General features: G+C 64.4%; 22 protein-coding genes. 3 read left to right on the top strand and 19 right to left on the bottom strand.

From position 1 onward, the window contains the following. Positions 1–126: 126 nt before the first annotated feature. From QCE88_RS01950 to QCE88_RS01965, 4 genes are all read right to left on the bottom strand, one after another. On the bottom strand, positions 127–738 hold the full coding sequence (locus QCE88_RS01950) for an SAM-dependent methyltransferase (protein ID WP_309898722.1): 612 nt from the start codon (positions 736–738) through the stop codon (positions 127–129). Further along, positions 735–1538: a PIG-L deacetylase family protein gene (locus QCE88_RS01955; protein WP_309898723.1), complete on the bottom strand. Its 804-nt coding sequence runs from the start codon at positions 1536–1538 to the stop codon at positions 735–737. Before QCE88_RS01955 ends, QCE88_RS01950 begins: the two co-directional genes overlap by 4 nt. Further along, positions 1526–2575 carry an acyl-CoA dehydrogenase gene (locus QCE88_RS01960; RefSeq protein ID WP_309898724.1) on the bottom strand — a complete coding sequence of 350 codons (1050 nt, stop codon included), beginning with the start codon at positions 2573–2575 and terminating at the stop codon, positions 1526–1528. The genes QCE88_RS01955 and QCE88_RS01960 overlap by 13 nt, the downstream gene beginning before the upstream one ends. A gap of 294 nt (positions 2576–2869) precedes the next feature. Then, positions 2870–3889: a bile acid:sodium symporter family protein gene (locus QCE88_RS01965; RefSeq protein WP_309898725.1), complete on the bottom strand. Its 1020-nt coding sequence runs from the start codon at positions 3887–3889 to the stop codon at positions 2870–2872. Positions 3890–4407: 518 nt separating this feature from the next. On the opposite strand from QCE88_RS01965, the gene QCE88_RS01970 reads away from it, so the two are divergent. Together QCE88_RS01970 and QCE88_RS01975 are read left to right on the top strand one after the other, a co-directional pair. Further along, positions 4408–4776, top strand: a complete 369-nt coding sequence (locus QCE88_RS01970; protein ID WP_309898726.1) for a hypothetical protein — start codon at positions 4408–4410, stop codon at positions 4774–4776. A gap of 515 nt (positions 4777–5291) precedes the next feature. Next, positions 5292–6401 (top strand): porin, encoded by a 1110-nt coding sequence (locus QCE88_RS01975; RefSeq protein ID WP_309898727.1) that lies wholly within the window; start codon positions 5292–5294, stop codon positions 6399–6401. Positions 6402–6480: 79 nt separating this feature from the next. On the opposite strand, the gene QCE88_RS01980 is transcribed toward QCE88_RS01975, so the two are convergent. Beyond that, entirely contained in the window at positions 6481–7437 is a 957-nt protein-coding gene (locus tag QCE88_RS01980; RefSeq protein WP_309898728.1) for a nitronate monooxygenase family protein, read from the bottom strand. 241 nt (positions 7438–7678) lie between these two features. On the opposite strand from QCE88_RS01980, the gene QCE88_RS01985 reads away from it, so the two are divergent. After that, the gene (locus tag QCE88_RS01985) at positions 7679–8569 is read left to right on the top strand and encodes an alpha/beta hydrolase (protein WP_309898729.1); all 891 of its coding nucleotides are present in this window, start codon (positions 7679–7681) and stop codon (positions 8567–8569) included. Positions 8570–8772: 203 nt separating this feature from the next. On the opposite strand, the gene QCE88_RS01990 is transcribed toward QCE88_RS01985, so the two are convergent. From QCE88_RS01990 to QCE88_RS02055, 14 genes are all read right to left on the bottom strand, one after another. After that, the gene (locus QCE88_RS01990; protein ID WP_309898731.1) at positions 8773–9696 is read right to left on the bottom strand and encodes an MBL fold metallo-hydrolase; all 924 of its coding nucleotides are present in this window, start codon (positions 9694–9696) and stop codon (positions 8773–8775) included. Further along, positions 9693–10250, bottom strand: coding sequence for a DUF1289 domain-containing protein (locus QCE88_RS01995; RefSeq protein ID WP_309898733.1), 558 nt, complete (start codon positions 10248–10250; stop codon positions 9693–9695). Before QCE88_RS01995 ends, QCE88_RS01990 begins: the two co-directional genes overlap by 4 nt. 35 nt (positions 10251–10285) lie before the next feature. After that, positions 10286–10783, bottom strand: a complete 498-nt coding sequence (locus QCE88_RS02000; protein WP_309898735.1) for a YbaK/EbsC family protein — start codon at positions 10781–10783, stop codon at positions 10286–10288. Positions 10784–10798: 15 nt separating this feature from the next. Continuing rightward, on the bottom strand, positions 10799–11722 hold the full coding sequence (locus QCE88_RS02005) for a hydroxymethylglutaryl-CoA lyase (protein ID WP_309898737.1): 924 nt from the start codon (positions 11720–11722) through the stop codon (positions 10799–10801). A gap of 34 nt (positions 11723–11756) precedes the next feature. Then, positions 11757–12698 carry a glyoxylate/hydroxypyruvate reductase A gene (locus QCE88_RS02010; protein WP_309898739.1) on the bottom strand — a complete coding sequence of 314 codons (942 nt, stop codon included), beginning with the start codon at positions 12696–12698 and terminating at the stop codon, positions 11757–11759. A 152-nt stretch (positions 12699–12850) separates the two neighbouring features. Then, positions 12851–14788, bottom strand: a complete 1938-nt coding sequence (locus QCE88_RS02015) for a clostripain-related cysteine peptidase (RefSeq protein WP_309898741.1) — start codon at positions 14786–14788, stop codon at positions 12851–12853. 251 nt (positions 14789–15039) lie between these two features. Next, a complete protein-coding gene (gene bioB / locus QCE88_RS02020; RefSeq protein WP_309898743.1) occupies positions 15040–16089 on the bottom strand; it encodes a biotin synthase BioB in 1050 nt (349 codons plus the stop codon). A gap of 4 nt (positions 16090–16093) precedes the next feature. Beyond that, positions 16094–16795, bottom strand: coding sequence for a dethiobiotin synthase (gene bioD / locus QCE88_RS02025; protein ID WP_309898745.1), 702 nt, complete (start codon positions 16793–16795; stop codon positions 16094–16096). Further along, on the bottom strand, positions 16792–17982 hold the full coding sequence (gene bioF, locus QCE88_RS02030) for an 8-amino-7-oxononanoate synthase (protein ID WP_309898747.1): 1191 nt from the start codon (positions 17980–17982) through the stop codon (positions 16792–16794). Before bioF ends, bioD begins: the two co-directional genes overlap by 4 nt. Further along, positions 17979–19286, bottom strand: a complete 1308-nt coding sequence (locus QCE88_RS02035; RefSeq protein ID WP_309898749.1) for an adenosylmethionine--8-amino-7-oxononanoate transaminase — start codon at positions 19284–19286, stop codon at positions 17979–17981. Before QCE88_RS02035 ends, bioF begins: the two co-directional genes overlap by 4 nt. 297 nt (positions 19287–19583) lie before the next feature. Next, positions 19584–20840 carry a prolyl oligopeptidase family serine peptidase gene (locus QCE88_RS02040; protein ID WP_309898751.1) on the bottom strand — a complete coding sequence of 419 codons (1257 nt, stop codon included), beginning with the start codon at positions 20838–20840 and terminating at the stop codon, positions 19584–19586. A gap of 340 nt (positions 20841–21180) precedes the next feature. After that, positions 21181–21615 (bottom strand): YchJ family protein, encoded by a 435-nt coding sequence (locus QCE88_RS02045; RefSeq protein WP_309898753.1) that lies wholly within the window; start codon positions 21613–21615, stop codon positions 21181–21183. Beyond that, positions 21612–22217, bottom strand: a complete 606-nt coding sequence (locus QCE88_RS02050) for a glutathione S-transferase family protein (protein ID WP_309898754.1) — start codon at positions 22215–22217, stop codon at positions 21612–21614. The genes QCE88_RS02045 and QCE88_RS02050 overlap by 4 nt, the downstream gene beginning before the upstream one ends. A gap of 37 nt (positions 22218–22254) precedes the next feature. Next, positions 22255–22932 carry an SDR family oxidoreductase gene (locus QCE88_RS02055; protein ID WP_309898756.1) on the bottom strand — a complete coding sequence of 226 codons (678 nt, stop codon included), beginning with the start codon at positions 22930–22932 and terminating at the stop codon, positions 22255–22257. Between the last annotated feature and the right edge of the window lie 112 nt (positions 22933–23044).

Raw genomic sequence — 23044 nt, forward strand, 5'->3', positions numbered from 1 at the left:
TGGTCTTGGCGATTGTATAGTAAAAATCGCGGCAAAAGACCTGAATCAAGCTAGGAGAAAACCAGTATCACCCTGATGGATAAGCGATTCCTTGCGGTTTGTTTGTTTAGTAAAGGCGCGAAAACATCATTCAAGACCTTCGCGTTCATGGACGGATCGCGCGTCGCGCGTCCACACGTCAAGCACCAGATCGTCGTCCTGATAGCGACAGAGATGCGGCAGGCTCAGGCGGTCGCGCAGCGTGGCATGGACGGCGTCGCCATTGCGCGGCCAGCCCGCGATGTCCTTGCGCCAATGACACGCGACGACCGCACCGGAAGCGGACAGGCGTTCGTGCAGGAATTCGGCGACGCGCAGGAGTTGCGGTTCGTCCAGGTAATAGCCGATCTCGCTCATCACGACGAGATCCACGGTGCCGGAAGGCCAGACGTCCGGCCATTGCATCTGCTCGACTTTCACGTTCAGCACACGCGAGATGCGCCGGTGCGTGAGCGCCACGGCGTGTTCCGCGATGTCGGCGGCAAGAAGTTCGCCGCAGCGCGGCGCGAGCAGCGCGGTCAGTTCGCCATTGCCGCAGCCCGGTTCGAAGGCACGCGCGTAATACTCGTCGGGCAGCGCCGCGAGCGTGAGCGCCCGCTTGCGCCGTTCGTACCAGCGCTGTCTGATTTGCCAGGGATCGTCGCTGTCCTGATACAGGCTGTCGAAGTGCTGCTTGCGCTCATGGCCGGGTGCGCTCATATGAGAACGACCTCGAAAGGCCGCGTCAGCCGCGCCAGCACATGGTCCGGCAAGACCGGTGTGCGGCCCATGGCTGCGTCCGGCTCGATCTGACTGCGGAACGCCTGCACGGCTCGCAGTTTCCGCGCATGGGTTGCCTCGTCGAGCACGATCCGGCGTGCACGGCTCCAGGGCACGCGCGTATCGTCGGGCGACGCCCAGTGCCAGGTCCAGAGCGGCACCTCGACACAGGGAAGCTCCAGCGCGCCGGCAGCCTCATGCACGGCACGTCCGGCGGCTTCGTGATCGGGATGGCCGTCGTTGCGCCAGGTCGTGAACACTACATCCCCGGGTTGGAGAAGCTGCGACAGGCGCTCTGCCAGCACCGGTTCGAACTGCCTGGCCCCGCCGTCCTGCAGTCCGAGCCGGACAACCTGCACCTGGCGCAGATGCAGACGCTGCAACGCGTCCCTGGTTTCTTGCGGGCGTTCCTTTGCGAGCCGTTCGGCGGGCCAGCCGTGGGAGTCCGGATGGCTGGCGGTGCCGTCGGTAACGGCGACGATGAGGATGCTCCGGCTGAGTTGCGAAAGCCGCGCGAGCAGGCCGCCGGTGCCGAGCACTTCGTCGTCCGGATGGGGCGCGACGACGACCGCGCGCGCGCCGAATGGCACGAGCTCCGCTGGCTCGACCTCCGGCAGGGCACTGAGGCGCGCCCAGCCTTGCCACGCGGCTTCGGGCGTGCCGTCGCCGACGATGGCGCGGTCGTTGTCGCTGGTGTCGTGTTCGGTTTCGGCTGGCGCTCTCGTGGTCACACTTGCCATGAAATCTCTTCCTCCTCGATGACGCATTCAGCGAGCGCGGCTTCGTCGCGCTCGGCGTGGCTTTGTCGAATGAATACCGGCAGATCCGCCATCAGCTGCGCGAAGTGCGGGTCGCGGCACAGCGGCCCGGCGCCCAGCGCACGTCCGGCGCGCTCGATGACGCACGCTGCCGCGTGTTCCGCTGCGAGACGCGCGCGCATCGCGTGTGCCATGGCATGTGCGTGCGGCTCGCGATCAATGTGTGCTGCGGTCTCGCGCAGCAGGGCGGCCGTTGCACTGAGCGTCGTGTCGATTGCGCCGAGATGCGCGAGCTTGTAGGGCGCGGGGCGCTTGCGCACGTCGCGCGCGACGAACTGCGCGATGGCCGCCGCAGCACCGAACCAGCATGCGGCGATACCCGCGCCGCCCTGCCAGAAACCAGGGCGCTCGAGATAGGCGCGCGCGCCACCGATGCGCCGTGCCGGCACGCGCTCGAAGCGCACTTCGACGCTCGCGCTGGCCCGCATGCCGACAGCGCTCCAGCCGGAACCGGTGACCTTTACGCCGGGATGATCCAGTGCGACGGCGGCGAGTATCGGCTCGCCTTCTTCGTTCCAGGCGGTCACGAGCGCGTGCGTGACGGAAGCGGCGCCGGAGCACCAGGCCTTCGTGCCTTGCAGCAGGATGGATCCGGCGCTTGCATCGCCGAGGGCGGAGAGCCGCGCATCCGGCGGTTCAGCTGCCCACACGGCCCAGGCACTGTCTGCTTCGGGCTCATGCCCATCAAGTTCGGCGAGGATGGCGACAGCATCGGTGTGGCCTTCGTACAGCTTGACGACCGAGAGGTCGAAGCCGGCGACCGCGCCGAGCGCGCGCCACCTCGCAGCGGTTTCGCCCTGACCGGGCAGTGGCGGGCGGTCCAGCTGCGCGTCGATCAGCGCGCGCAGTGCTCGGCCCGTTGCCTCGGCGCTGCCGCGTTCGAACGACAGTGTGGAAAGGAATGTGCGCAAGGCGCCGGCTTCCGCGCGAGGCGTGCTGAGTGTTTCTGCCCGATTCATTGCTTCCGCCTTGGCTGGTGCGGTGCGAGTGCTATACGCATGATTCCCTCATGGTTCCTGCTGCGTGTCTTGAACAGAAGTGTGGCAAGGGACATGCCCGGCCGCCATTCGGCCAAAAGACATAGGCAAAAGCGCCGGACGTAAGTCAGCGGAACTTCGTGAATGCTTGAATGAAGGCCGATGTTTCGGCCTATGCCATCCGGCCGAATCGACAGCGACGCGCGGCCGGCGTCAAATGACACAAAGGCCGCGCGGGGCGGCCTTGTCAGGGAGGAAGCGGAAAGCAGAAAAGGGTCAGCGGCGCGCGGGCGCTGCGGCGCTCTCACTCTTGCGCACGGGTTCGGCGGCGGTCTTGCGTGCACCCCAGCGTTGCGCGAGCACGGCGCAGACCATCAACTGGATCTGATGGAACAGCATCAACGGCAGGACTACCGCGCCCACGGCGTGCGAAGCGAAGATCACTTTGGCCATCGGAATGCCTGAGGCCAGGCTCTTTTTCGAGCCGCAGAAAATGATGGTGATCTGGTCTGCGCGGCTGAAGCCCAGACGTTTCGCCGTGAATGCGGTGATAAAGAGCGCTGCCGCCAGCAGCAGGATGTTCACGGCCACGAGGCCCGCTAGCGTGGCCAGGGAGATCGAATGCCAGATGCCTTCGTTCACGGCCTCGCTGAAGGCCACGTAGACGACCAGCAGGATCGAGCCCTGATCCACGAACTTGAGGATCGCGCGATGCGCGTCCACCCATCTGCCGATCGCCGGGCGCAGTAGTTGTCCCGCAATGAACGGCACCAGCAGTTGCAGCGTGATATTGCCGACCGTGTGCCATGGCGAGCCCGTTGTCGCGCCGTGATTGCTCACCACGAGACCGACGAGCGCCGGGGTGATGAAAATGCCGAGCAGGCTCGAGGCGGACGCGCTGCATACAGCGGCCGGCACGTTGCCCTTGGCCATCGACGTGAAGGCAATGGAGGACTGCACCGTGGAGGGCAAGGTGCACAGGAACAGGATGCCGGTATAGAGCGCCGGCGTGACGAGCGGCATCAGCACCGGTTTGAGCACGAGTCCGAGCAGGGGAAACAGCGCGAAGGTGCTGAGCAGGACAACGAGGTGGAGTCGCCAGTGCGTGGCGCCCGCCACAATGGCTTCGCGTGAGAGCTTCGCGCCGTGCAGGAAAAACAGCAATCCAATGGCGACGTTGGTGATCCAGTTGAAGGCACCGGCTGCGCTGCCGCGGCACGGCAGGAGGCTGGCGAGAAGGACGGGGCCGACGAGCGCCAGCGTGAAGTTGTCGGGAAGGAGTTTGGGCCGGGCCATTCAGAATTCTCGCGCGTGGGGGAGCCGGTCGTCTGTGCGGCGCGGTTCCAGCGTCGTATTAGTGAAAACCATGATTCTCGCCCGGGGAGGATTGAAATGGCAAATTCATTTGCTGGAGTTATTGATGCATCTGGCGCATGGAAGTTTTCCAGTCCACTACCCTGAAGCTTGTCCAATGCGCGCGTGACCGACCACCATGCAACACCAAAGATTCACTCGATTTTCCTCACATGATTAAGCGTCCAAAACGGCCGGTCGGAAGGAAAAACTCTGACGTAACATGGTGTTACAACCATCGAGCAGGCATAACACTTTTTGGCTCGACGGCCGTCGCAGCGCCCAATAAATTGTTGAATACACCGGTTTGCAGGTCATGCCTATCCGTTTTCAGCGGCATGGGCTGATCCCTCCGACCAGAGCCGGTGATTCGCTGAATGGGCAAATCAAGGCGCAAGCATCGAGCCACGAATGCACCTGTTTGCGAATGAGGATATCGGTCGGACCTTGGCAGTTTCGACATGACGCTCACAGGCTTTCGCAACATGACCCGGCTCTTCGCAACCGCTGCGCTCGGCGCACTCGCGGTGGCGGGTTCGCTCGCGTTGGCGGGGCCGCGTGTCGAATGGCTGTCGCCTGCGGTCTTCGACAATTCCGCTGCCAGCAGGCAATCGTTGCGCTACACGCCTATTTCGTCGAAAGACGGCCTGACGCCCGTCAGCGCCGAAGTTCGCACGGTGCCGCAGGTCGATCAGGCGGCTCCGCTGCGCGGTTCCGGATCCATCCGCGCCGACATCACGCGCTACAACGAAGAACGTAGCTTGCCGCGCCCGCCCGGACGTCCGTCGGATGCCGGTCGCGCCCCTGCCAACGGCAATTTCCGCAACTGATCGCTTGATGCTTCATCGCGTGCCCTGAACCGGCACGTTGGGCGTGCTCGTCGGCGGGCGGAACGACAAAAAAATTTCTCCGTCCAGTTCTGCCGTCACATTGACGCAATCTCGCCACAGTTAAGCGTCCGCTTTCTCATAAATATTTCCCTCGTTTATCTGCACAAGGACAATGCGCCCTGCGCGGATGAATGTCGCGTTTCCGTACTTCGCCAAGCCTTCGTTCCCTCGATCAGGCGCGCCCCTGCTGGCCGCGCGCCGACACGGTCCGCGAGCCCCGCACGTGCGCGGGCGATGCGGTTCGCATGCGTCCCGGGCGCGCGCGGCACGAAGTATCCGAATCGCTATACCCGCAATAACCAAAAACATTTTTGACCGGAAAAATGGTCCGTAAAGATGGTGCCGCTCCACATGCGATGCCTCTCTCGCCCATTCACCGTCAACCGGTCAGACGAGGCGAGTGCAACGTTCCTCGCCCGCCAAGCATTCAATTTTCGACAAAGACAGGAGAGTTCATGAAGCCAACCGTCAACCGTGCGCCGAAGACTACGGTGAAGACAACGGTCAAGGCCACAGTCGTCGCTGCAGCGATGCTCGGCATGTTCGCGGCGGGATCCGCGCAAGCGCAGTCGAGTGTTTCGCTCTACGGCCAGGTCGACGAATGGGTCGGCGCCACCAAGTTTCCGGGCAGCGATCGCGCATGGAATGTGAGCGGCGGCGGCATGTCGACGTCGTACTGGGGCATGAAGGGCGCCGAAGATCTGGGCGGCGGCTACAAGGCCATCTTCACGTTGGAGAGCTTCTTCCGCGCGCAAAACGGTCAGTACGGCCGCTTCCAGGGCGACACTTTCTTCGCGCGCAACTCCTATGTCGGCATTCAAGGCCCGATCGGCACGTTCACGGCGGGCCGCCTGACCACGCAACTCTTCGTCTCGACGATCCTGTTCAATCCGTTCGTCGATTCGTATGTGTTCTCGCCGATGGTCTATCACGTGTTCCTTGGCCAAGGCACGTTCCCGACCTACACGACGGACCAGGGCGTAACGGGCGATTCAGGCTGGAACAACGCGGTGCAGTACTCGTCGCCTGACTTCAACGGCCTGTCGGGCAGCGTGATGTACGCGTTCGGCAACAACGCCGGCGATGGCCGCTCCAAGAAGTACAGCGCGCAGTTCCTGTATTTCCACGGCCCGTTTGCGGCAACCGGCGTCTACCAGTACGTCAACTTCAACAACACGCCGGGCGACTTGCCGACTTCCAACGCCTTCACGATCCCTGGCTTCAAGAGCCAGAGCGTGGCGCAACTGGGCGCGTCCTACGACATGAAGTTCGTCAAGTTCTTCGCGCAGTACATGTACACGAAGAACGACATCGACGTCGGCACCTTCCACGTCAACACGGGACAAGGCGGCGTGACCGTGCCGCTCGGCCCGGGCACGGTGATGGCGTCCTACGCGTACTCGCGCAGCAACGGCGGCCTCGACCAGACGCACAAGAGCTGGGCGCTCGGCTACGACTATCCGCTCTCGAAGCGCACCGATGTCTACGCGGCCTACCTGAACGACAAGTACACCAGCATCTCGTCGGGCGATACGTTCGGCGTCGGCATTCGCGCGAAGTTCTGACGCGCGCGTCTTTCGCCTCGTCAAATGCAAAACACCGCGCCTTGTGCGCGGTGTTTTGTTTTTCAGCAAGCGATCAAGCTCAGCCGATCGCCAGACGCGCCTTCGCGTCGTCGTATTCGTGCTTCAGACGAGCCACCAGTTCCGCGACGCTCGGCACGTCGTTCATCAACCCGACACCTTGTCCCGCACCCCAGATGTCCTTCCACGCCTTCGCCTTGGGGTCGGCGAAATTCATCGCGGTCTTGTCGGAGACGGGCAGCGCGTCGGGGTCCAGTCCCGCGTTGACGATGCTTTCGCGAATGTAGTTGCCGTGTACGCCGGTGAAGAGATTCGTGTAGATGATGTCGGAAGCACTCGCCTCGACGATCGCGCGCTTGTAGCTTTCCTGCGCATGCGCCTCCTGCGTGGCGATGAAGCGCGTGCCCATGTACGCGAGATCGGCGCCCATGGCCTGCGCGGCCAGAATCGAGCCGCCGTTGGCAATGGCGCCCGACAGCACGATGGGACCGTCGAACATGCGCCGCACTTCACCGACGAGCGCGAAAGGAGAGGTCGTGCCCGCGTGTCCGCCCGCGCCGGCCGCGACGAGGATCAGTCCGTCGACGCCTGCTTCGAGCGCCTTCTGCGCGTGCCTGATATTGATGACGTCATGCAGCACGATGCCGCCATACGAGTGCACAGCGTCAATCATTTCCTTGACCGGCGCGCGCAGGCTCGTGATGAAGATCGGCACCTGGTGCTCGACGCACACGCGCACGTCCTGTTCGAGCCGCGCGTTCGACTGGTGAACGATCTGGTTCACCGCAACCGGCCCAATGACCGCCTCAGGATTCGCTGCCTTGTACTCCGCGAGCGACGCCTGGATCTGGGTGAGCCATTCGTCGAGCATTTCGGCGGGGCGGGCGTTGAGCGCCGGAAACGAACCGACGATGCCTGCCTTGCACTGCGCCAGCACCAGTTCCGGATAACTGACGATGAACATGGGAGAACCGACGACCGGCAAGGCGAGGTGCTGCAGGATGGCGGGCAGGGCCATGGCGCAAGTCTCCTGAATGGGGCGCAAGCGGTGTTGAGTGATTTTACGAGCACGGGTCACGGCGCGTCACGCACGATACCGTACTTCGAACGGTCGTTCGATTGTAAATGAAGCGGGCCGCCTGACCACTGGGGTCGTTCCCGAAGAAGTCCTCGGTTTTGGGGCTACATGGCGCAGCCGCCATCAGGCACGGAACCCCCGCGCCTACAATGTTCCACAACGCCACGAACCCACCACAACCATGTCTTTCACAGACTACCAATCGTTCAGCGTGGCTGCAGGAGACGTCGATATCGTCGGAGTGAAGGGCGGCGACGGACCTCCGCTCCTGCTGTTGCACGGACATCCGCAAACCCACGAGATCTGGCATCGATGCGCCGACGAACTGGCGCGGCATTTCACCGTCATCGCCACCGATCTGCGCGGTTACGGCGCCTCGGGCAAGCCGCCGAGCGACACGCAGCACACGCCCTATTCGAAGCGCGCCATGGCCGCCGATCAGGTCGCGGTGATGCGTCATTTCGGCTTCGACCGTTTCCTGGTGTGCGCGCACGATCGCGGCGCGCGGGTCGCGCATCGCATGGCCATGGATTTTCCCGACGCAGTGGACCGGCTGATGCTGCTGGACATCGCGCCGACGCTCGCCATGTATGAAGCCACCGATCGCGCCTTCGCGACCGCCTACTTCCACTGGTTCTTTCTGATCCAGCCGTCGCCGTTGCCGGAGCTGCTGATCGAAGGTAATCCCAACGCCTATATCGATCGCGTGATGGGCAACCGTCACGCGGGCCTCGCGCCGTTCGCGCCGCATGCGCTCCAGGCGTATCGCGACGCGCTGGCATCGCCCGGCGCGATCTTCGGCATGTGCGAGGACTATCGCGCATCGGCGGGCATCGATCTCGACCACGATCGCGCCGATCTCGAACGCGGCTTGAAGATCGGCTGTCCGTTGCGCGTGCTGTGGGGACAGGAAGGCGTGATTGCGCAGTGCTTCGATGCGCTTGCCGAATGGCGGCGCGTGGCGCGCGACGTGAGCGGCCGCGCGTTGCCGTGCGGGCACTATATTCCGGAGGAACAGCCGGACGCGTTGCTCGCCGAGATGCTTGCGTTCTTCGCTGCCGAATCCGCCTGACACGCGTACCGGCGCCTTGTCTTACGCGAGGTCAGGTAAGCGCAAAAGTTCTGTAGGGAAAGCACCGATGCACGTGCAAATGTGTCGCGCTACGATACGCTGGACGTTGATCACGTCCCTATGATTCCGCCGCTTGCCGTAGCTGACAAGCGGCTTTCTTTTTGAGCGCGTGGTCCCGGCGGTGCGCTTGGCAGAGCGCCTGTTCAGGCCGCCGACACACCCTCGCCGCTCACCTTCACCGCACCGCCGCGCGCCAGATCCCCGACGATCTTTTCAATCAACGCCCGCTGTTGCGCGACAGGCGCGAGCGCTTCGGCGGCGGCGCGCATCGCGCGGGCCTCCGCGGTCATCGCCACGATGGCGTCGAGCGTCATCGTGCGGACTTCCATCAGCCGGAAGACAATCAGCACCTTGAGCGCGTTCTTCGCGTTGCGGGCCGGGTCGGCTTGCAGATAGTCGAGTCGCGACACGGCCGTGTCGAGCGCGCGCGCCACATCGGTGAACGGTGCGCCGTGGCCGGGAATCACGACATCGATATCGAGCGTGGCGATCAGATCGAGCACCGCGCGCGCTTCCACGAAACCGCTCTCGCCTTCCAGTTCCGGAAAGATCACCCCGAAGCCGTTTTCCCACAACGCGTCGGCGCTGATCAGCACGCGCATCTCCGGGCAATACAGCATCAGCGAATGCGGATCGTGACCTGGCGCGCCGAGCGCGTGCCACTCGAAGCCGCCGAGCGCGAGCGTCGCGCCGTGCGCGAGCGTGCCGCTCAGGGCAAAGCGCTCGCAGTGCTGACCGGTAGCGCGAAAGGACAACGCCTCTTCGTCCCAGGCGCGCACGGCCTGCGCGTCGCCGGCGGGCACCCGCGTGTCGCACGCGTAGGTCCGTTGCAGCAGCGCGTTGCCGCCGCAGTGGTCCGAGTGGAGATGCGTATTGACGATCAGGTCGAGCGGACGCGCGCCGAGCGTCTGCTGCACCAGTGCGAGCGTCTGCGGCGCGTGCGCAGCATAGCCGGTATCGACGATGGCCGTGCCTTCGGCGCTCGCGAACAGCACGTTGTTCGACGAGAGCCAGCCCCGTTCGAACACCGTCATGGATTCACGCAACGGCTGCGGCAAGGGGTTCATGTCGCGCGCTCCAGCGGCATCACGACGATGGTCGCGGTCGCCTCCACGACCGTCTCGCCGAACTGATTGCGCGCGCCGCCTTCGAGTTTCACCAGGTCGCCGTTGAGGCTGGCTTTCCATTTCGCCTCGACGACCTGCCAGCGCATCGTCAGCGTGTCGTTCGCTTTCACCGCGCGCTTGAGCCGGATGCCGAACTCGAGGCCGAGCGGCTGCGCGAAGGTCGAGAAATGCGCAGCGATCAACGCCAGCAGATGCGCGGTCGGCTGCGTGCCCGACGCGATCAGCGAGCCGAAGCGGCTGGCGCGCGCGTAGGCGTCGTCGTGATGCAGCGGGTTCGTGTCGTTGACGAGCGTGGCGAACTGCCGGATCGAGTCGGGCGGCAGCGCGAGCGCCGCTTCGAACGAGGCGCCGATCGTCACGACGCGCGCGCCCTGGCGACGGCTCTCCACACGCGCCAGTACCGCGCGCTTCTCGCTGTCGTCGCACGACGCCCACGCGGCGATTTCGTCGATCGTGCGCAGGCAGCCTTCGCAGAAACCCGTTTCCGGGTTCATGCGGCAGACGTCCACGCACGGCGACGCCACCGCGCTCATGATTCCGCGGTTTCGCGCAGGGCGACGTCGGCCACCGGCGCGCCGGTCAGCTCGACCAGTTCCTGCGGCGACAGATTGAACACCGCATGCGGATGGCCCGCCGCGGCCCACAGGCTGTCGAGCGCGAGCAGGTCGGCGTCGATCAGCGTGACCGGCTCGACCGCATGGCCGATCGGACAGACGCCGCCGATCGCGTAGCCGGTCTTCTCGCGCACGAACTTCGCGTCCGCGCGTGCCAGCTCGCCGACGCGCGCGGCCACCTTCGCTTCATCGACGCGATTCGCGCCGCTCGCGATCACCAGCACGGGCGCGTCGTCCTTGCGTCGGCGAAAGAGAATCGACTTGGCGATCTGCGCGACCGAGCAGCCGAGCCCGGCCGCTGCTTCGGCCGAGGTCTTGCCGGTCTCGGGCAGCATCACGACATCGTGGGGATGGCCGCGTTCCTTGAGTAACAGCGCGACCCGGCGCGCGGATTCAGGCAATTGATCGATCATTGAGGTTTCCGAGGTTCAGACACAGGCTGCGGCGCCGTCGCGTTTCTTGGTAAGGAGCGCCCGGCCCGCGCGCGAAGAACTGGTCTTGCCGATCGCGCGTGAAATGAAGTCGCCGATTTCGATGAGTTCATCGAGATCGATGCCCGTCTCGATGCCCAGGCCGTTCAGCAGATACACGACGTCTTCCGTCGCAACGTTGCCGGTCGCGCCCTTCGCGTACGGGCAGCCGCCCAACCCCGCCACCGACGCGTGAAAGATCTCGATGCCTTCGAGCAGCGACGCATAGACATTGCCGACGGCCTGGCCATAGGTGTCGTGGAAGTGTCCGGACAGGCGCTCGCGCGGAAAGACCTTGGCCGCCGCCGCCATTACTTCCCGCGTGCGCCCGGCCGTGCCGACGCCGATCGTATCGGCGATATCGATTTCGTCGCAGCCGAGCGCCTTGAAGCGTTCGACCACGTCCACCACGGACGCGATGCTCACTTCGCCCTGGTAAGGACAGCCGAGCGCACACGAGACGCTGCCTCGCAGAAGGATGCCCGCTTCCTTGGCGGCTCGCGCAACCGGTTCGAAGCGCGCGACGCTCTCGGCGATGCTGCAGTTGATGTTCTTCTGCGAGAAGGCTTCGCTGGCCGCGCCGAAGATCACGATCTCGTCGGCCTTCGCTTCGAGCGCGCCTTCGAAGCCGCGCATATTCGGCGTGAGCACGGAGTAGATCGTGCCCGGACGACGCTCGATGCCGGCCATGACGGCGCTGGCGTCGGCCATCTGCGGCACCCATTTCGGCGACACGAACGAGGTGGTCTCGACATTCACGAGTCCCGCCCGCGCGAGCCGGTCGACCAGTTCGATCTTGGTCTCGGTGGGCACGAACTCCTTCTCGTTCTGCAGGCCGTCGCGCGGCCCGACTTCGACGATCTTCACTTTGGCTGGAATCATGTCTGTCTCCTCCTTGAATGGGCGAATAGCTTGTTCAGTAACCGCGCGTGATATCGACGACGCCGCTGATCGGTTCGCCGCGTGCCAGCGCCCGGATCTTGCCGGCGATCTGCACGATGCTCTCGTTCTGCAGCGTCTCCGCCGCAATGTGCGGCGTGACCGACACGCGCGGATGCGTCCAGTACGGATGATCCTGCGGCAGCGGCTCGGTGTGGAATACATCGAGCGTCGCGGCGGCGACCTGGCCGCTGTCGAGCGCGGCGAGCAGGTCTGCATCGACGAGATGCGGGCCGCGCGCCAGGTTCACCACGTAGGCGCCGCGCGCGAGCCTGCCGAACGTGCGAGCGTTCAGGATACCCTCGGTGTCCGGCGTATGCGGCAACAGGTTGATGAGCACCTTCACGCCGTCGAGGAACGTGTCGAACTGCTCGTGCCCCGCGTACACCTGCACGCCTTCAATGTCCTTGGCCGAACGGCTGTAGCCGCGCACCGGCACGCCGAGTGCAAGGAGGCGCCGCGCGACTTCCGCACCCAGCACGCCGAGACCCAGCACGCCGACCGTGAACGACTCGCGCGCGTGCTGCTCCAGCTTCTTCCAGCGCCCTTCGCGCTGCAATAGATCATATTCGTCGAAGCGGCGCAGATAGCGCAGCACGCAGTAGACCGCGTATTCGATCATCTGCTGCGACATGCCGGTGTCTTCAAGGCGCACGAGTTGCGCATTGGGCGGCAGCGTGCCCGGCTGCTGGCGTTCCACGTCGAGGATCGCATCGACGCCTGCACCGAGATTGAACACCGCCTTCAGGTCCGGCCGATTCGCGAACAACTCGCGCGGCGCTTTCCAGACGATGGCGTAATCGGCGGGCGCGGTATCGCCCGGTTGCCAGAGACGCAAGTCGGCGTCGGGCAACTCGCGCTTCAGGCCGCCAAGCCAGGCATCGACGTCCGTGCCGTGTTCGTAGAAGATGATTTTCATATCGTTCGAAGATGGGTGGGCGCAATTCGTGACATTTTATGCGAGGCCGCCCGATTCGACGCCGATTGGAAAACAGGCCGGCCCATTGCGGGCCGGCCTGCTTGTGCTCAAGAGCGTCCGCGGTCAGAAGCCGAAGACGCGTGTGGATGAGCTCAGAAGTTCACGGGAAGCGCTGCCGACAAGTCGGTCGATCCGGAGTAGCTCTGAGTGATGAGGTGCAGAGGGTTGCCGTTGGTCGCGAGGTATTCCAGCGTGATGCCCATGTCGGCCGCCGCGAACGACACACTCGACGCCACCATGCCGGCGTATGTCTTCTTGCTCACGTCGTATCTGATGTCTGCCAGCGTGATGACGGTCTCGCGATTGACTCCATCGACCAGGCGACCGGCACCCGGACCGTCTGAATCGTCCCATGTCTCGACGAAACGGAATTCATCCGAGTCCATGTTTCTTTCGAAGATGAGGGAAACCGGTGTGTCGCCGAGGAAGGCCGGCACACTGTAAGTGCCGAACCTGCGCTTTGTGCCGTCGTCGACGCGTTCTTCTTCCGATGTCTTGAAGATGGAAACGATATGTCCGTTCAAGAATACCCAGCCGCGGTCCATTGACGCGGAGATGCCATGGGAGGCGGGTCCCAGGTCGATGGGCTGAGCCGCGGTGATGCGAATGACGTGGCTGTCGTCAGGGTCTCGCGCCGTCAGCGCGAGCATGGCGAACTGCACGCCGAACGTGCTGTTGACCGAGGCATTCAGAACGGTGGCGGTCGAACGGCTGATATCCACGCTGAGCACGTCCGGCTGCTCGGATGGATACGCAATGTAGTCACGCAGGAAGGACTTGTACTCCTCCGGGAAATCCATGGCGGCGAACTTGGTCTTGTAGATCGTGTCGTTCATTTGCCGCAGCGGGAAATAGATGTTCATGCCCGCGGCGAGCGCTGCCTGCGCGCCATTGGCGCGATACATGACCGCCTGTCTGACGGCGGCCGACAGCACGCGGCTGGCTTCCGGAACGATATTGTTCGACGCGAGCCGGTCGGCGAACACGCCGAGGTCCACGGCGTCCATGGCGTTGTCCTGCCTGGTCGTGTCTCCACCGAAGCTCGGCGTCAATGCGCGCTGTTTGGCCACGGCCACCCAGTTTTCCGGCGATTGCTGCACGTATGCAGTCAGGGCCATGGAGAAGGACTTCAGCGAACGGGCCACGGCGTCCATGCGGCTCAGATCGATCACGGAGAACGTGAGAAATTCGTCTTCGACTGTGGCGTAGCCTTCTGCGCGTTGCTGCACGGCGGTCTGCTGCTGGAATGCCACATAGCTGTCGGCGATGATGCGGCCCAGTTGCTCACTGCTCATCCCGGGATGGTGGGCGAGCGCGGAAAGCACGGCTTTGTAGTCCCAGCCCGAGCCGGGTTCGAGTTCTTCGGACGCGGCAAGATACCTGGCATAAGGCGCGAACGTGTGGGCGACTTCGGCGCTGGCCATCAGGCATGCGTCAAAGCCGATCATGTCGAAAAGAATGCCGGTTTGCGCACGTGCTTGTTCAAGCGCCGAGCGCATGACCGGCAGTGACATGCTCTGGTACTTGTCGAAGTTCTCGTCGACGCCATAGCCCGCGTAGCCGGCGCCGTGATCCCAGAAGATCAGGTGATAGGCGTTCGCGGGGAAACTGGTTTTCGCCCAGACGATGAAATCCGTCAGCGTGCCGGGCTCTACCATGTTCTTCTTGCCCAGGTCGGCCAGCAACTCCAGTTTGCCATTGCGCAGGGCGTAGCGCCGCAGGGTGCGCCAGTCGGATACGGGATCGTTGGGGTTGGCTTTGTCGGCGCCGCCGGTGGTGATGATGACATTGACTTCGTCCGAGGACGCCGCCGCCATCATCTGCTTCAGGTTAGCCGTGGCCGCTGCGCCTTTCGATTCCAGATCGGAGCCGTCCAGATAGATCATGACGGTGGTCGCGGCGACTTTTGCGGCAGGCGCATTGCTTTTGTTATCGACAGCCGGGTTAGTGTCGTTGCTGCCGCCGCAAGCAGTCAGCAACGTGGTGATCAGCAGGACAAGCAGCCACCCTGCAAGGCTATTTTTTCTCATTATTTCTCCTTTCATAAAAGCTTGAGTTGCCTTTCGCAAGGCATACAGCTTTTATCAGGAGAGCGTTACCCTGATGAATCGGAATTCCCTGAATGCGCCCTCGGTGGGGCGCTTTTCAGAGATATGCGTAGATGCGCGATTTGCACCTACCGATTGGGGAGAATCTCATTGCCGATGAGGGCAGGCTGTGTTCAGCCCGCATCACCGTTCCCGACGCAATTCAGCAGTATCCGTCTCAACAGGCAAGGCGCTTATTGCGCATGCACGGACATGCCGTCGCACTCATGTTTCGCGTGCGGCGCCCGCACCTCCCGAGGCGCCTCCGCGCGCATGCCCAGCCGTTCGATCAGCCTGCGGTCGGCTTCCGCCTGCGGATTGCTCGTCGTTAGCAACTGGTCGCCGTAGAAGATCGAATTCGCGCCGGCGGCGAAGCACAGCGCCTGCAACGCTTCGTCCATCTGTTCGCGGCCGGCCGAGAGACGCACCATGGCGCGCGGCATCGTGATGCGCGCAACGGCGATCGTGCGCACGAACTCGAACGGATCCAGCGCTTCGGTGCCGGTGAGCGGCGTCCCCGCGACCTGCACGAGATTGTTGATCGGCACGGATTCCGGATACGGGCTCAGGTTGGCGAGCTGCGAGATCAGTCCCGCGCGTTCGCGGCGCGATTCACCCATGCCGACGATGCCGCCGCAGCACACGTTGATGCCCGCGTCGCGCACGTGTTCGAGCGTATCGAGCCGGTCCTGATAGGTGCGCGTGGAAATGATCTGGCCGTAGAACTCCGGCGACGTATCGAGGTTGTGGTTGTAGTAATCGAGGCCCGCGTCGCGCAGACCTTGCGCCTGATGCGCTTCCAGCATGCCGAGCGTCACGCAGGTTTCGAGGCCCATCGCCTTCACGCCGCGGATCATGTCCTTGATCGGTTCGAGATGGCGGTCCTTCGGATTGCGCCACGCGGCGCCCATGCAGAAGCGCGTCGCGCCGTTGGACTTCGCGAGCTCGGCCGACTTCAGCACCTCGTCGACATCCATCAGCTTTTCGGCCTTGAGGCCGGTGTCGTGATGCACCGACTGCGGGCAATAGGCGCAGTCTTCCTCGCAGCCGCCGGTCTTGATCGACAGCAGCGTGGACAGTTGCACGGCGTTCGGATCGAAGTGCTCGCGATGCACGGTCTGCGCGCGATACAGCAGGTCGTTGAACGGCAGGTCGTACAGCGCGACGATATCGGCGACTCTCCAGCGTTGCAGCGGTTGCGAGGTGAGCGTGACGGTCGTCTCGGTGGCGGTGTGCTGGGTCATGAAATCAATCCTTGTGTTGAAACGGGTGTTTCAGGGCGCCGATGTCGAGCGCGGCGGCGGCGCGGCTCGAATCTGGCGGCGCGAGATGCGGAATCACGCCGAGCAGCGGCGCATGCAGGCGTTGTTTGAGCGTGGCGATGTTCTCGTCAGGGTAGAGCATGTCCGGGTCCACGCGGTTCGCGACCCAGCCCGCGAGCGTCAGGCCGCGCGCGGTGATCGCTTCGGCGGTCAGCAGCGCATGGCTGATGCAGCCGAGCCGCATGCCGACGACGAGCACCACCGGCAAGTTCAGCGCGACAGCGAGATCGGCGGTGTCGTGCGTATCATCGAGCGGCACGCGAAAGCCGCCGACGCCCTCCACCACGACGACATCCGCCTGCGTCACCGCAAAGCGATGCGCCTCGACAATCCGGCCGATATCCAGCGCGATGCCCTCGCGCGCGGCGGCGATATGCGGCGCGATCGGCTCGCGCATCATGAACGGCGTACGGATCTCGTTAGGCAACGGGACGTTCGCGGCGGCGTCGAGCTGATCGGCGTCTTCGTTGTGCAGCACGCCGTCGCGCAGGACGGCGCCCGAGGCGATCGGCTTCATCGCGGCGGCGCGCAATCCGGCGTTCGCGAAGCCGTGCAGCAGCGCGGCGGAGACGAGCGTCTTGCCGATCTCCGTATCGGTTCCGGCGACGAAATAGGAGAGAGCGGTCATAGCGTGGTCAAGGCGTGGTCGAGGCGCGCGAGATCGTCCTCTCTGTGCGCGGCGGACAATGAAATGCGCAGGCGCGAAGTGCCGGCGGGCACGGTCGGCGGACGGATCGCGGGCACCCAGAGACCCTGGCGGTCGAGCGCGGCGGCGATGCCGAGCGTTTCGTCGTTGCTGCCGATCACGAGCGGTTGCACGGCCGTATGGGAATCGACCGGCAGCCAGCGCGTGCGGTTCAGGATCGCGCGCGTGGTCTCGATGAGCGAAGCAAGATGCGCGCGGCGCGCGTCGCCTTCCTCGCCCGCGATGATCTTCACGCTCGCCGACACCGCATGCGCGACCGCCGGCGGCGACGCGGTCGTGAAGATGTACGGACGCGCGCGCTGCACGAGCCATTCGATCACCGTCTCATGCGCGGCGACGAATGCGCCGGAGACGCCCGCCGCCTTGCCGAGCGTGCCGACATAGACGAGATGCGGCGAACGCAGCGCGAGTGCCGCGAGCGCGCCGCGCCCTTGCGGACCGAGCACGCCGAAGCCGTGCGCATCGTCGACGATGAGCCACGCGCCATACCGTTCCGCCAGTTCGACGAGACGCGCAAGCGGGGCGATGTCGCCGTCCATGCTGAACACGGTGTCGGTCACGATGAGCCGGGTCGCGGCTTCGTCGCGCGAGGCGTCGAGCATGGCGTCGAGCGCTTCCATGTCGGCGTGCGGATAGATCTGCGTCTGTGCGCGCGCCAGCCGCACGCCGTCGATCAGCGACGCGTGATTCAGCGCGTCCGAAAACACCAGCGTATCGCGTCCGGCGAGTGCAGTGACGATCGCGAGATTGGCCATGTAGCCGGTGCTGAAGTACAGCGCGCGCGGGGTGTCGACGAAGCCGCCCGAGAATGCGGCAAGCTCGTCCTCGAGACGCGCGTGCGCACGGGAGTGGCCGCCCAGCAAGTGCGAGCCGCCGCTGCCCGCGCCATACAGCGACGCGCCTTCCGCCAGCGCCGCCCGCAGCGCTTCATGCGCGGCGAGACCGAGATAGTCGTTGCTCGCAAATCCGATAATGTCGCGGCCGTCTACATTGAGATGCGCCGAGCACGCGCCGTCGATGATCTTGCGGCGACGCCGCAGACCGCGCGCGTCGATGTCGGCGAGGCCTTGCGTCAGCGTGTCGTAGAGCGCCTGCGAGGTGTTCTTCATACGGCCTCTCCGGCCAGCGTGGCATCGAGCGTCTCGCGCGTGCGTCGGGCGAGCAGCAAGAGTTCGTCATCGCTCAGGATGTACGGCGGCATCAGATAGACCGTCTTGCCGATCGGCCGCATCAGCAGTTCGCGCTGCAAGCCTTGCGCGAAGAAACGGCGCGAGAACGTGGGGTCGTCGGTGCTCACGTCGAACGCGAAGATCGTGCCGCGCTCGCGCAGATTGCTCACGCGCGGATGCGCGGCGAGCGGCTGCAACGCTTCACGCAGCAACGCCGACTTGCGACGGTTCTCCGTCAGCACGCCGTCGCGCTCGAACAGGTCCAGCGTGGCCAGCGCGGCGCGGCAGGCGAGCGGATTGCCAGTGTACGAATGCGAATGCAGGAAGCCGCGCGTGACATCGTCGTCATAGAAGGCGGCGTAGATGTCGTCGCGGGTCAGCACGATGGACAGCGGCAGGTAACCGCCGCTGATGCCCTTCGACAGGCAGATGAAATCCGGCCACACGCCGGCCTGCTCGCACGCGAAGAAGGTGCCGGTGCGGCCGCAGCCGACCGCGATTTCATCGGCGATCAGATGCACGTCGAAGGCGTCGCACAGCGCGCGCAGGCGTGTGAGATAGGACGCGTCGTACATTGCCATGCCGGCGGCGCACTGCACCAGCGGCTCGACGATCACCGCCGCCAACTGCGGCGCGCGCTGCTCGAAGAGCGCGCGCATGGCGTCGAGCGCCGCGTCTTCGCCGACCGCCGCCGGCGACGCCACCACGTGCGCGTGGCGGATCAGCGGGTCGTAGGCGTCCTTGAAGAGGGCGACATCGGTCACACCGAGCGCGCCGATGGTTTCGCCGTGATAGCTGTTCGCGAGACACACGAATTCGCGCTTCTCGCTCCGGCCGCGATTGCGCCACGCATGAAAGCTCATTTTCAGCGCGATCTCGACGGCCGACGCGCCATCCGACGCGAAGAACGCGTGGCCGAGCGTGTGCTGCGTCAGTGCCGAGAGACGCTCGGCCAGTTCGATGGCGGGCGCATGCGTGCAGCCCGCGAGCATCGCGTGTTCGAGCGTGTCGAGTTGCTCCTTGAGTGCCCGGTTGATGTCGTCGTTTGCGTGGCCGAAGAGATTGACCCACCACGAACTGATCGCGTCGAGATAGCGCGTGCCCTGCGGATCGTAGAGCCACGCGCCCTTGCCGCGCGCGATCGGTACGAGCGGCACGCGCTCGTGATGTTTCATCTGGGTGCACGGATGCCACACGGCTGCAAGCGAGCGGGCAACCCAGTCCTGATTGGCTTCGATAGTCAAAAAAACGGCTCCCAGGCCCGCACGCGCAGCGGGCCGGATACGTCGCGCAGGCGCTGGGTGCCTGCATGGCGGTTGAATTGCGGGGGGAAACTGCGCCTCTCAATTATCGCTAAAAGCGCCGCAACCTTCCGTAATCGGAAGGTTTTTAGGCCGCGCACCGGCGCGCAATGGAAATGCAAGAAAGCACTATGGGCCGTAACTTCGCCGATTTCGTCGCGTAACCGGACGATCGGGCGCGGAAGATGTGAAAACGCCGGCACGAAGGCCGGCGTTGGAAAGAAACGGAAACGTGGACGTTCAGCGCGACGCGGTCTGCGTCTGAGCCTGTTGATCGTTCCAGACCACGCGATTGTTCACCGCATACAGCTTGCACGGGTCGGCGCTTTGCCGCTCGCAGCTGGCAATGGCCACGGACATCGGGTCGTCGCCGCCTTCGGCCCACGACCACGCGCCGGAATCCGACACCGCGAACGCGCGGCTCGAGTACTGCGACAGGAAATTGCGATAGCCGGCACGACCGTTTTCGTCGATGAACGGCACGGATTGCACGGCATCGAGATTGGCGAAGTCGCTGGCCTTCGGCATGCTCGGCTCCGACACCTGGTACTGCACGGCGGTCGGCATGCCGATCTGCGTGAGGAACGCTTTCACGCGCGGCCACCAGATCTGCACGCCGTCGCGATCGCCGACCAGACGATGCGCGTCGTTCTTGTAGTTGCCGAAATCGATCAGGTTGGCGCGCGCGCCGTGCGACGTAAAGGCCGTGAACATTTGCGCGGACAGATCGCCTTGCCAGACGGAATCGTTGTCGCCGTAGAGCCACAGCGACGGCAGGCGCACATTCTGGCCGTAGTCGCCGAATGCGCTGACGAGATTTTTTTGCCAGCCCTCGCATTCGTCCTGGCGCAGGCCGCCGGAGAAGTTGATGAGGCCGCGCACGCCCGGGGCGGCGATGGCGTCGCGTGCACCGTAGGCGATGGTCGTCAGGCCGCCGTGCGAAGTGCCCGCCACGACGATATGCGTCTTGTCGATGTAGGACTGCGCGCTCATGTAGGCGACCGTCGCGGTGACGTCCTCGGCCTGGGCGAAGCCGTTTGCCTCGACATCGCAGCCATGGCCGGCGTAGTCGCCGCCCGAACCTGCAAATCCGCGGCGGTTCGGCACGACCACGACATAGCCGTGACGCACGAATTCACGGGCCAGCGCGACGGGCCGGTTGCGCGGTTGCGCGTGCGAGTCGCCGGGAAGCTTGCCGTGGTTGAAGACGATCATCGGAAACGGGCCTGCGCCGTCCGGCTTGAACACGGTGGTCTGGAGCGCGATGTCGGCTTCGGGAATGTCGATGACGGCTTCGTTCAGACCGCTCGCGGCGGCGGGCAGGCCGGCGTCGAGGGAATCGGGAATCTGCGGGAGCGCCTGGCCAAACGCGGGAGCCTGGAGACCTTCGGACTGACGCACCCCGCCGATGGGTTCAGCGCGCGCGCCGGATGTGACGAACGACGTCGCGAGCGAGCACACCACGCTGCATCCGACTAACCAGGTTCTGATCGCCATCCGTGAACTCCGACCGCACTTTCCAATGAAACATTGATACGGCTTGGCCCCAACGTGCGTTTTTGAAGTCACAAACCTGTCGCGCTGCTCTGCGTGAGCAGTATCGGTGGCGGGTTCCGGGAGTCATGCCCTGAACAGGCATGACAAATGGCTTCAAAACAAGACTTCCGTACGGGGCTTCGCTGCGAGCGCCGGGCGCGGGAATGACTACGCCCTGACGTGAACAGATTAACTGTTCAAAATTGCGCTGCACAATAAGCGTTACCCCGTAACTGTTTAATCTGAAAGGATTATCAGGAAATTAATACCGTGGTAGAGCGCACGTTTCTTAAAGGTATATTTACTTTTCCTGAATCTTTCCGTCGACATAAAGCCAGTCGCCTGCGCCGTTCCGCTCGAAGCGGCTCGCTTCATGAAGACGATGCGCTCGTCCGTCTACCTTGTAGCGCGCGACGAACTCCACTTCCGCGTGAGATTCCTCGATCTGCTGGTGGCGCTTGATCTGCAAACCGAGCCAGCGGGTGCGGGTGGTGTCGGAGGCATCGAGGTCGGGCGGGCAGGTCGACGCGGCCCAGGTGGCGCGCAACCAGGCCGTGTTGCCGAGCACGTAGGCGGTGTAGCGCGAACGCATCAGTTCCAGTGCGGTGGCGGGTTTCTCTCCACGGTCGATGAAGCGGCCGCAGCAGGCTTCGTAGCGCGGTGCGGGCGCCCTTGGTGCGTTGGGTCGTGCATCCGGCGCCGCGCCGCCGCAGGGACAGTCCAGGGGCGCAGTCATGCGACACCCGGCATCGCGACATAACGCGGTTGCGCGCGCACGCGTTCGAGCCACGCACAGATGGCCGGATAGCGCGACAGGTCGACGTTCGCTTCATCGGCGACATGCGTGTAGGCATGAAGCGCGATATCGGCGACCGTGTAGCGCTCGCCGACGAAGAACGTCCGCGTCGCGAGATGCTGCTCCATCACGTCGAGCGCGCGGTAGGAGCCGGCAATCCTGTCGGGCAGGCGTGCGTCGTCGGGCTGCTTCAGGAATTGCAGGATGAATCGCGCGACCGCGATATACGGCTCATGGCTGTATTGCTCGAAGAACATCCACTGCAAGGCCTGCGCACGCTCCAGACGGTCATCGGGCAGGAGCGGCGTGCCATCGGCGAGATAACACAGGATCGCGTTCGATTCGGACAGGATCGTCTGTTCGTCGATGACGAGCACCGGCACCTTGCCGTTCGGATTGATCTTGCGAAAGGCCTCGGTGCGGGTCGCGCCGTTCATCATGTCGACTTCGTGCCAGACATACGGCAGGCCCAGTTGTTCGAGCGCGAGGCGCACCTTGTGGCAATTGCCGGACGGCGAGACGCCGTGGACGTGATAGGTCACGAGCGGGTTTCCTTTGATTTCCTTCGGTTGTGTCTGATCACCATTCGAGCTTCGTGCCATCGTACTGGACGAAGGTTCCATTGAACTGGTCGCGCATGGCGCGGGCTTCGGCGATCACCGCGCGCATGCCGGACACGCTGTGCGCGACGTCGATCGCCGCGCTCGGGCCGCCCATTTCCGTGCGCACCCAGCCGGGATGCAGCGCAATGCAGGTCGAATGGCGCGACTCGAGCGACGCCGTCTTCAGCGCCGAATTGAGCGCCGCCTTGCTCGCGCGATACAGCCAGCCGGTCGTGCCGCTCGCCTCGCCGATGCTGCCCATCTTGCTCGACACGACCGCGAGCACGCCATGGGCGGCGTCGGTGAGCGGCAGGAGCACGGGGATCAACTGCATCGGGCCGCGGACGTTGGTGTGCATGACCTGATCGAAGTCGTCGGCGCTGATTGTCTCGACGCCTTCGCTGCGCGGTCCGTAGACGCCCGAGACGAGGATCGCGACATCGATGCGCTCTTCGTCGAGTTGCCACGCCAGCGCGCCGATCTGCTCGGGCTGGGTGACGTCGACGGAGAAGGTTTGCGCGCCGAGCGCGTCGAGCGCGGAGAGCGAGGCCTTGTCGCGGGCGGTGGCGAGCACGCGCCAGCCGTCGCGGCAATACTCGCGTGCGAATTCGTGGCCGAGGCCGCGGGAAGCACCGACGATCAGAACGGTTTTCATGAGCGAAGCTTTCCTTGGGGGTGATTTTCGGAATATAGCGCGTGAGAAGCGCTCGCGCTTTCGGCTAGGATGCGTCGGGGGATAGGCGGGGCGCAACCTGGCCGTTCGGATG

Source organism: Caballeronia sp. LZ035, from assembly GCF_031451175.1.
GTDB lineage: Bacteria > Pseudomonadota > Gammaproteobacteria > Burkholderiales > Burkholderiaceae > Caballeronia.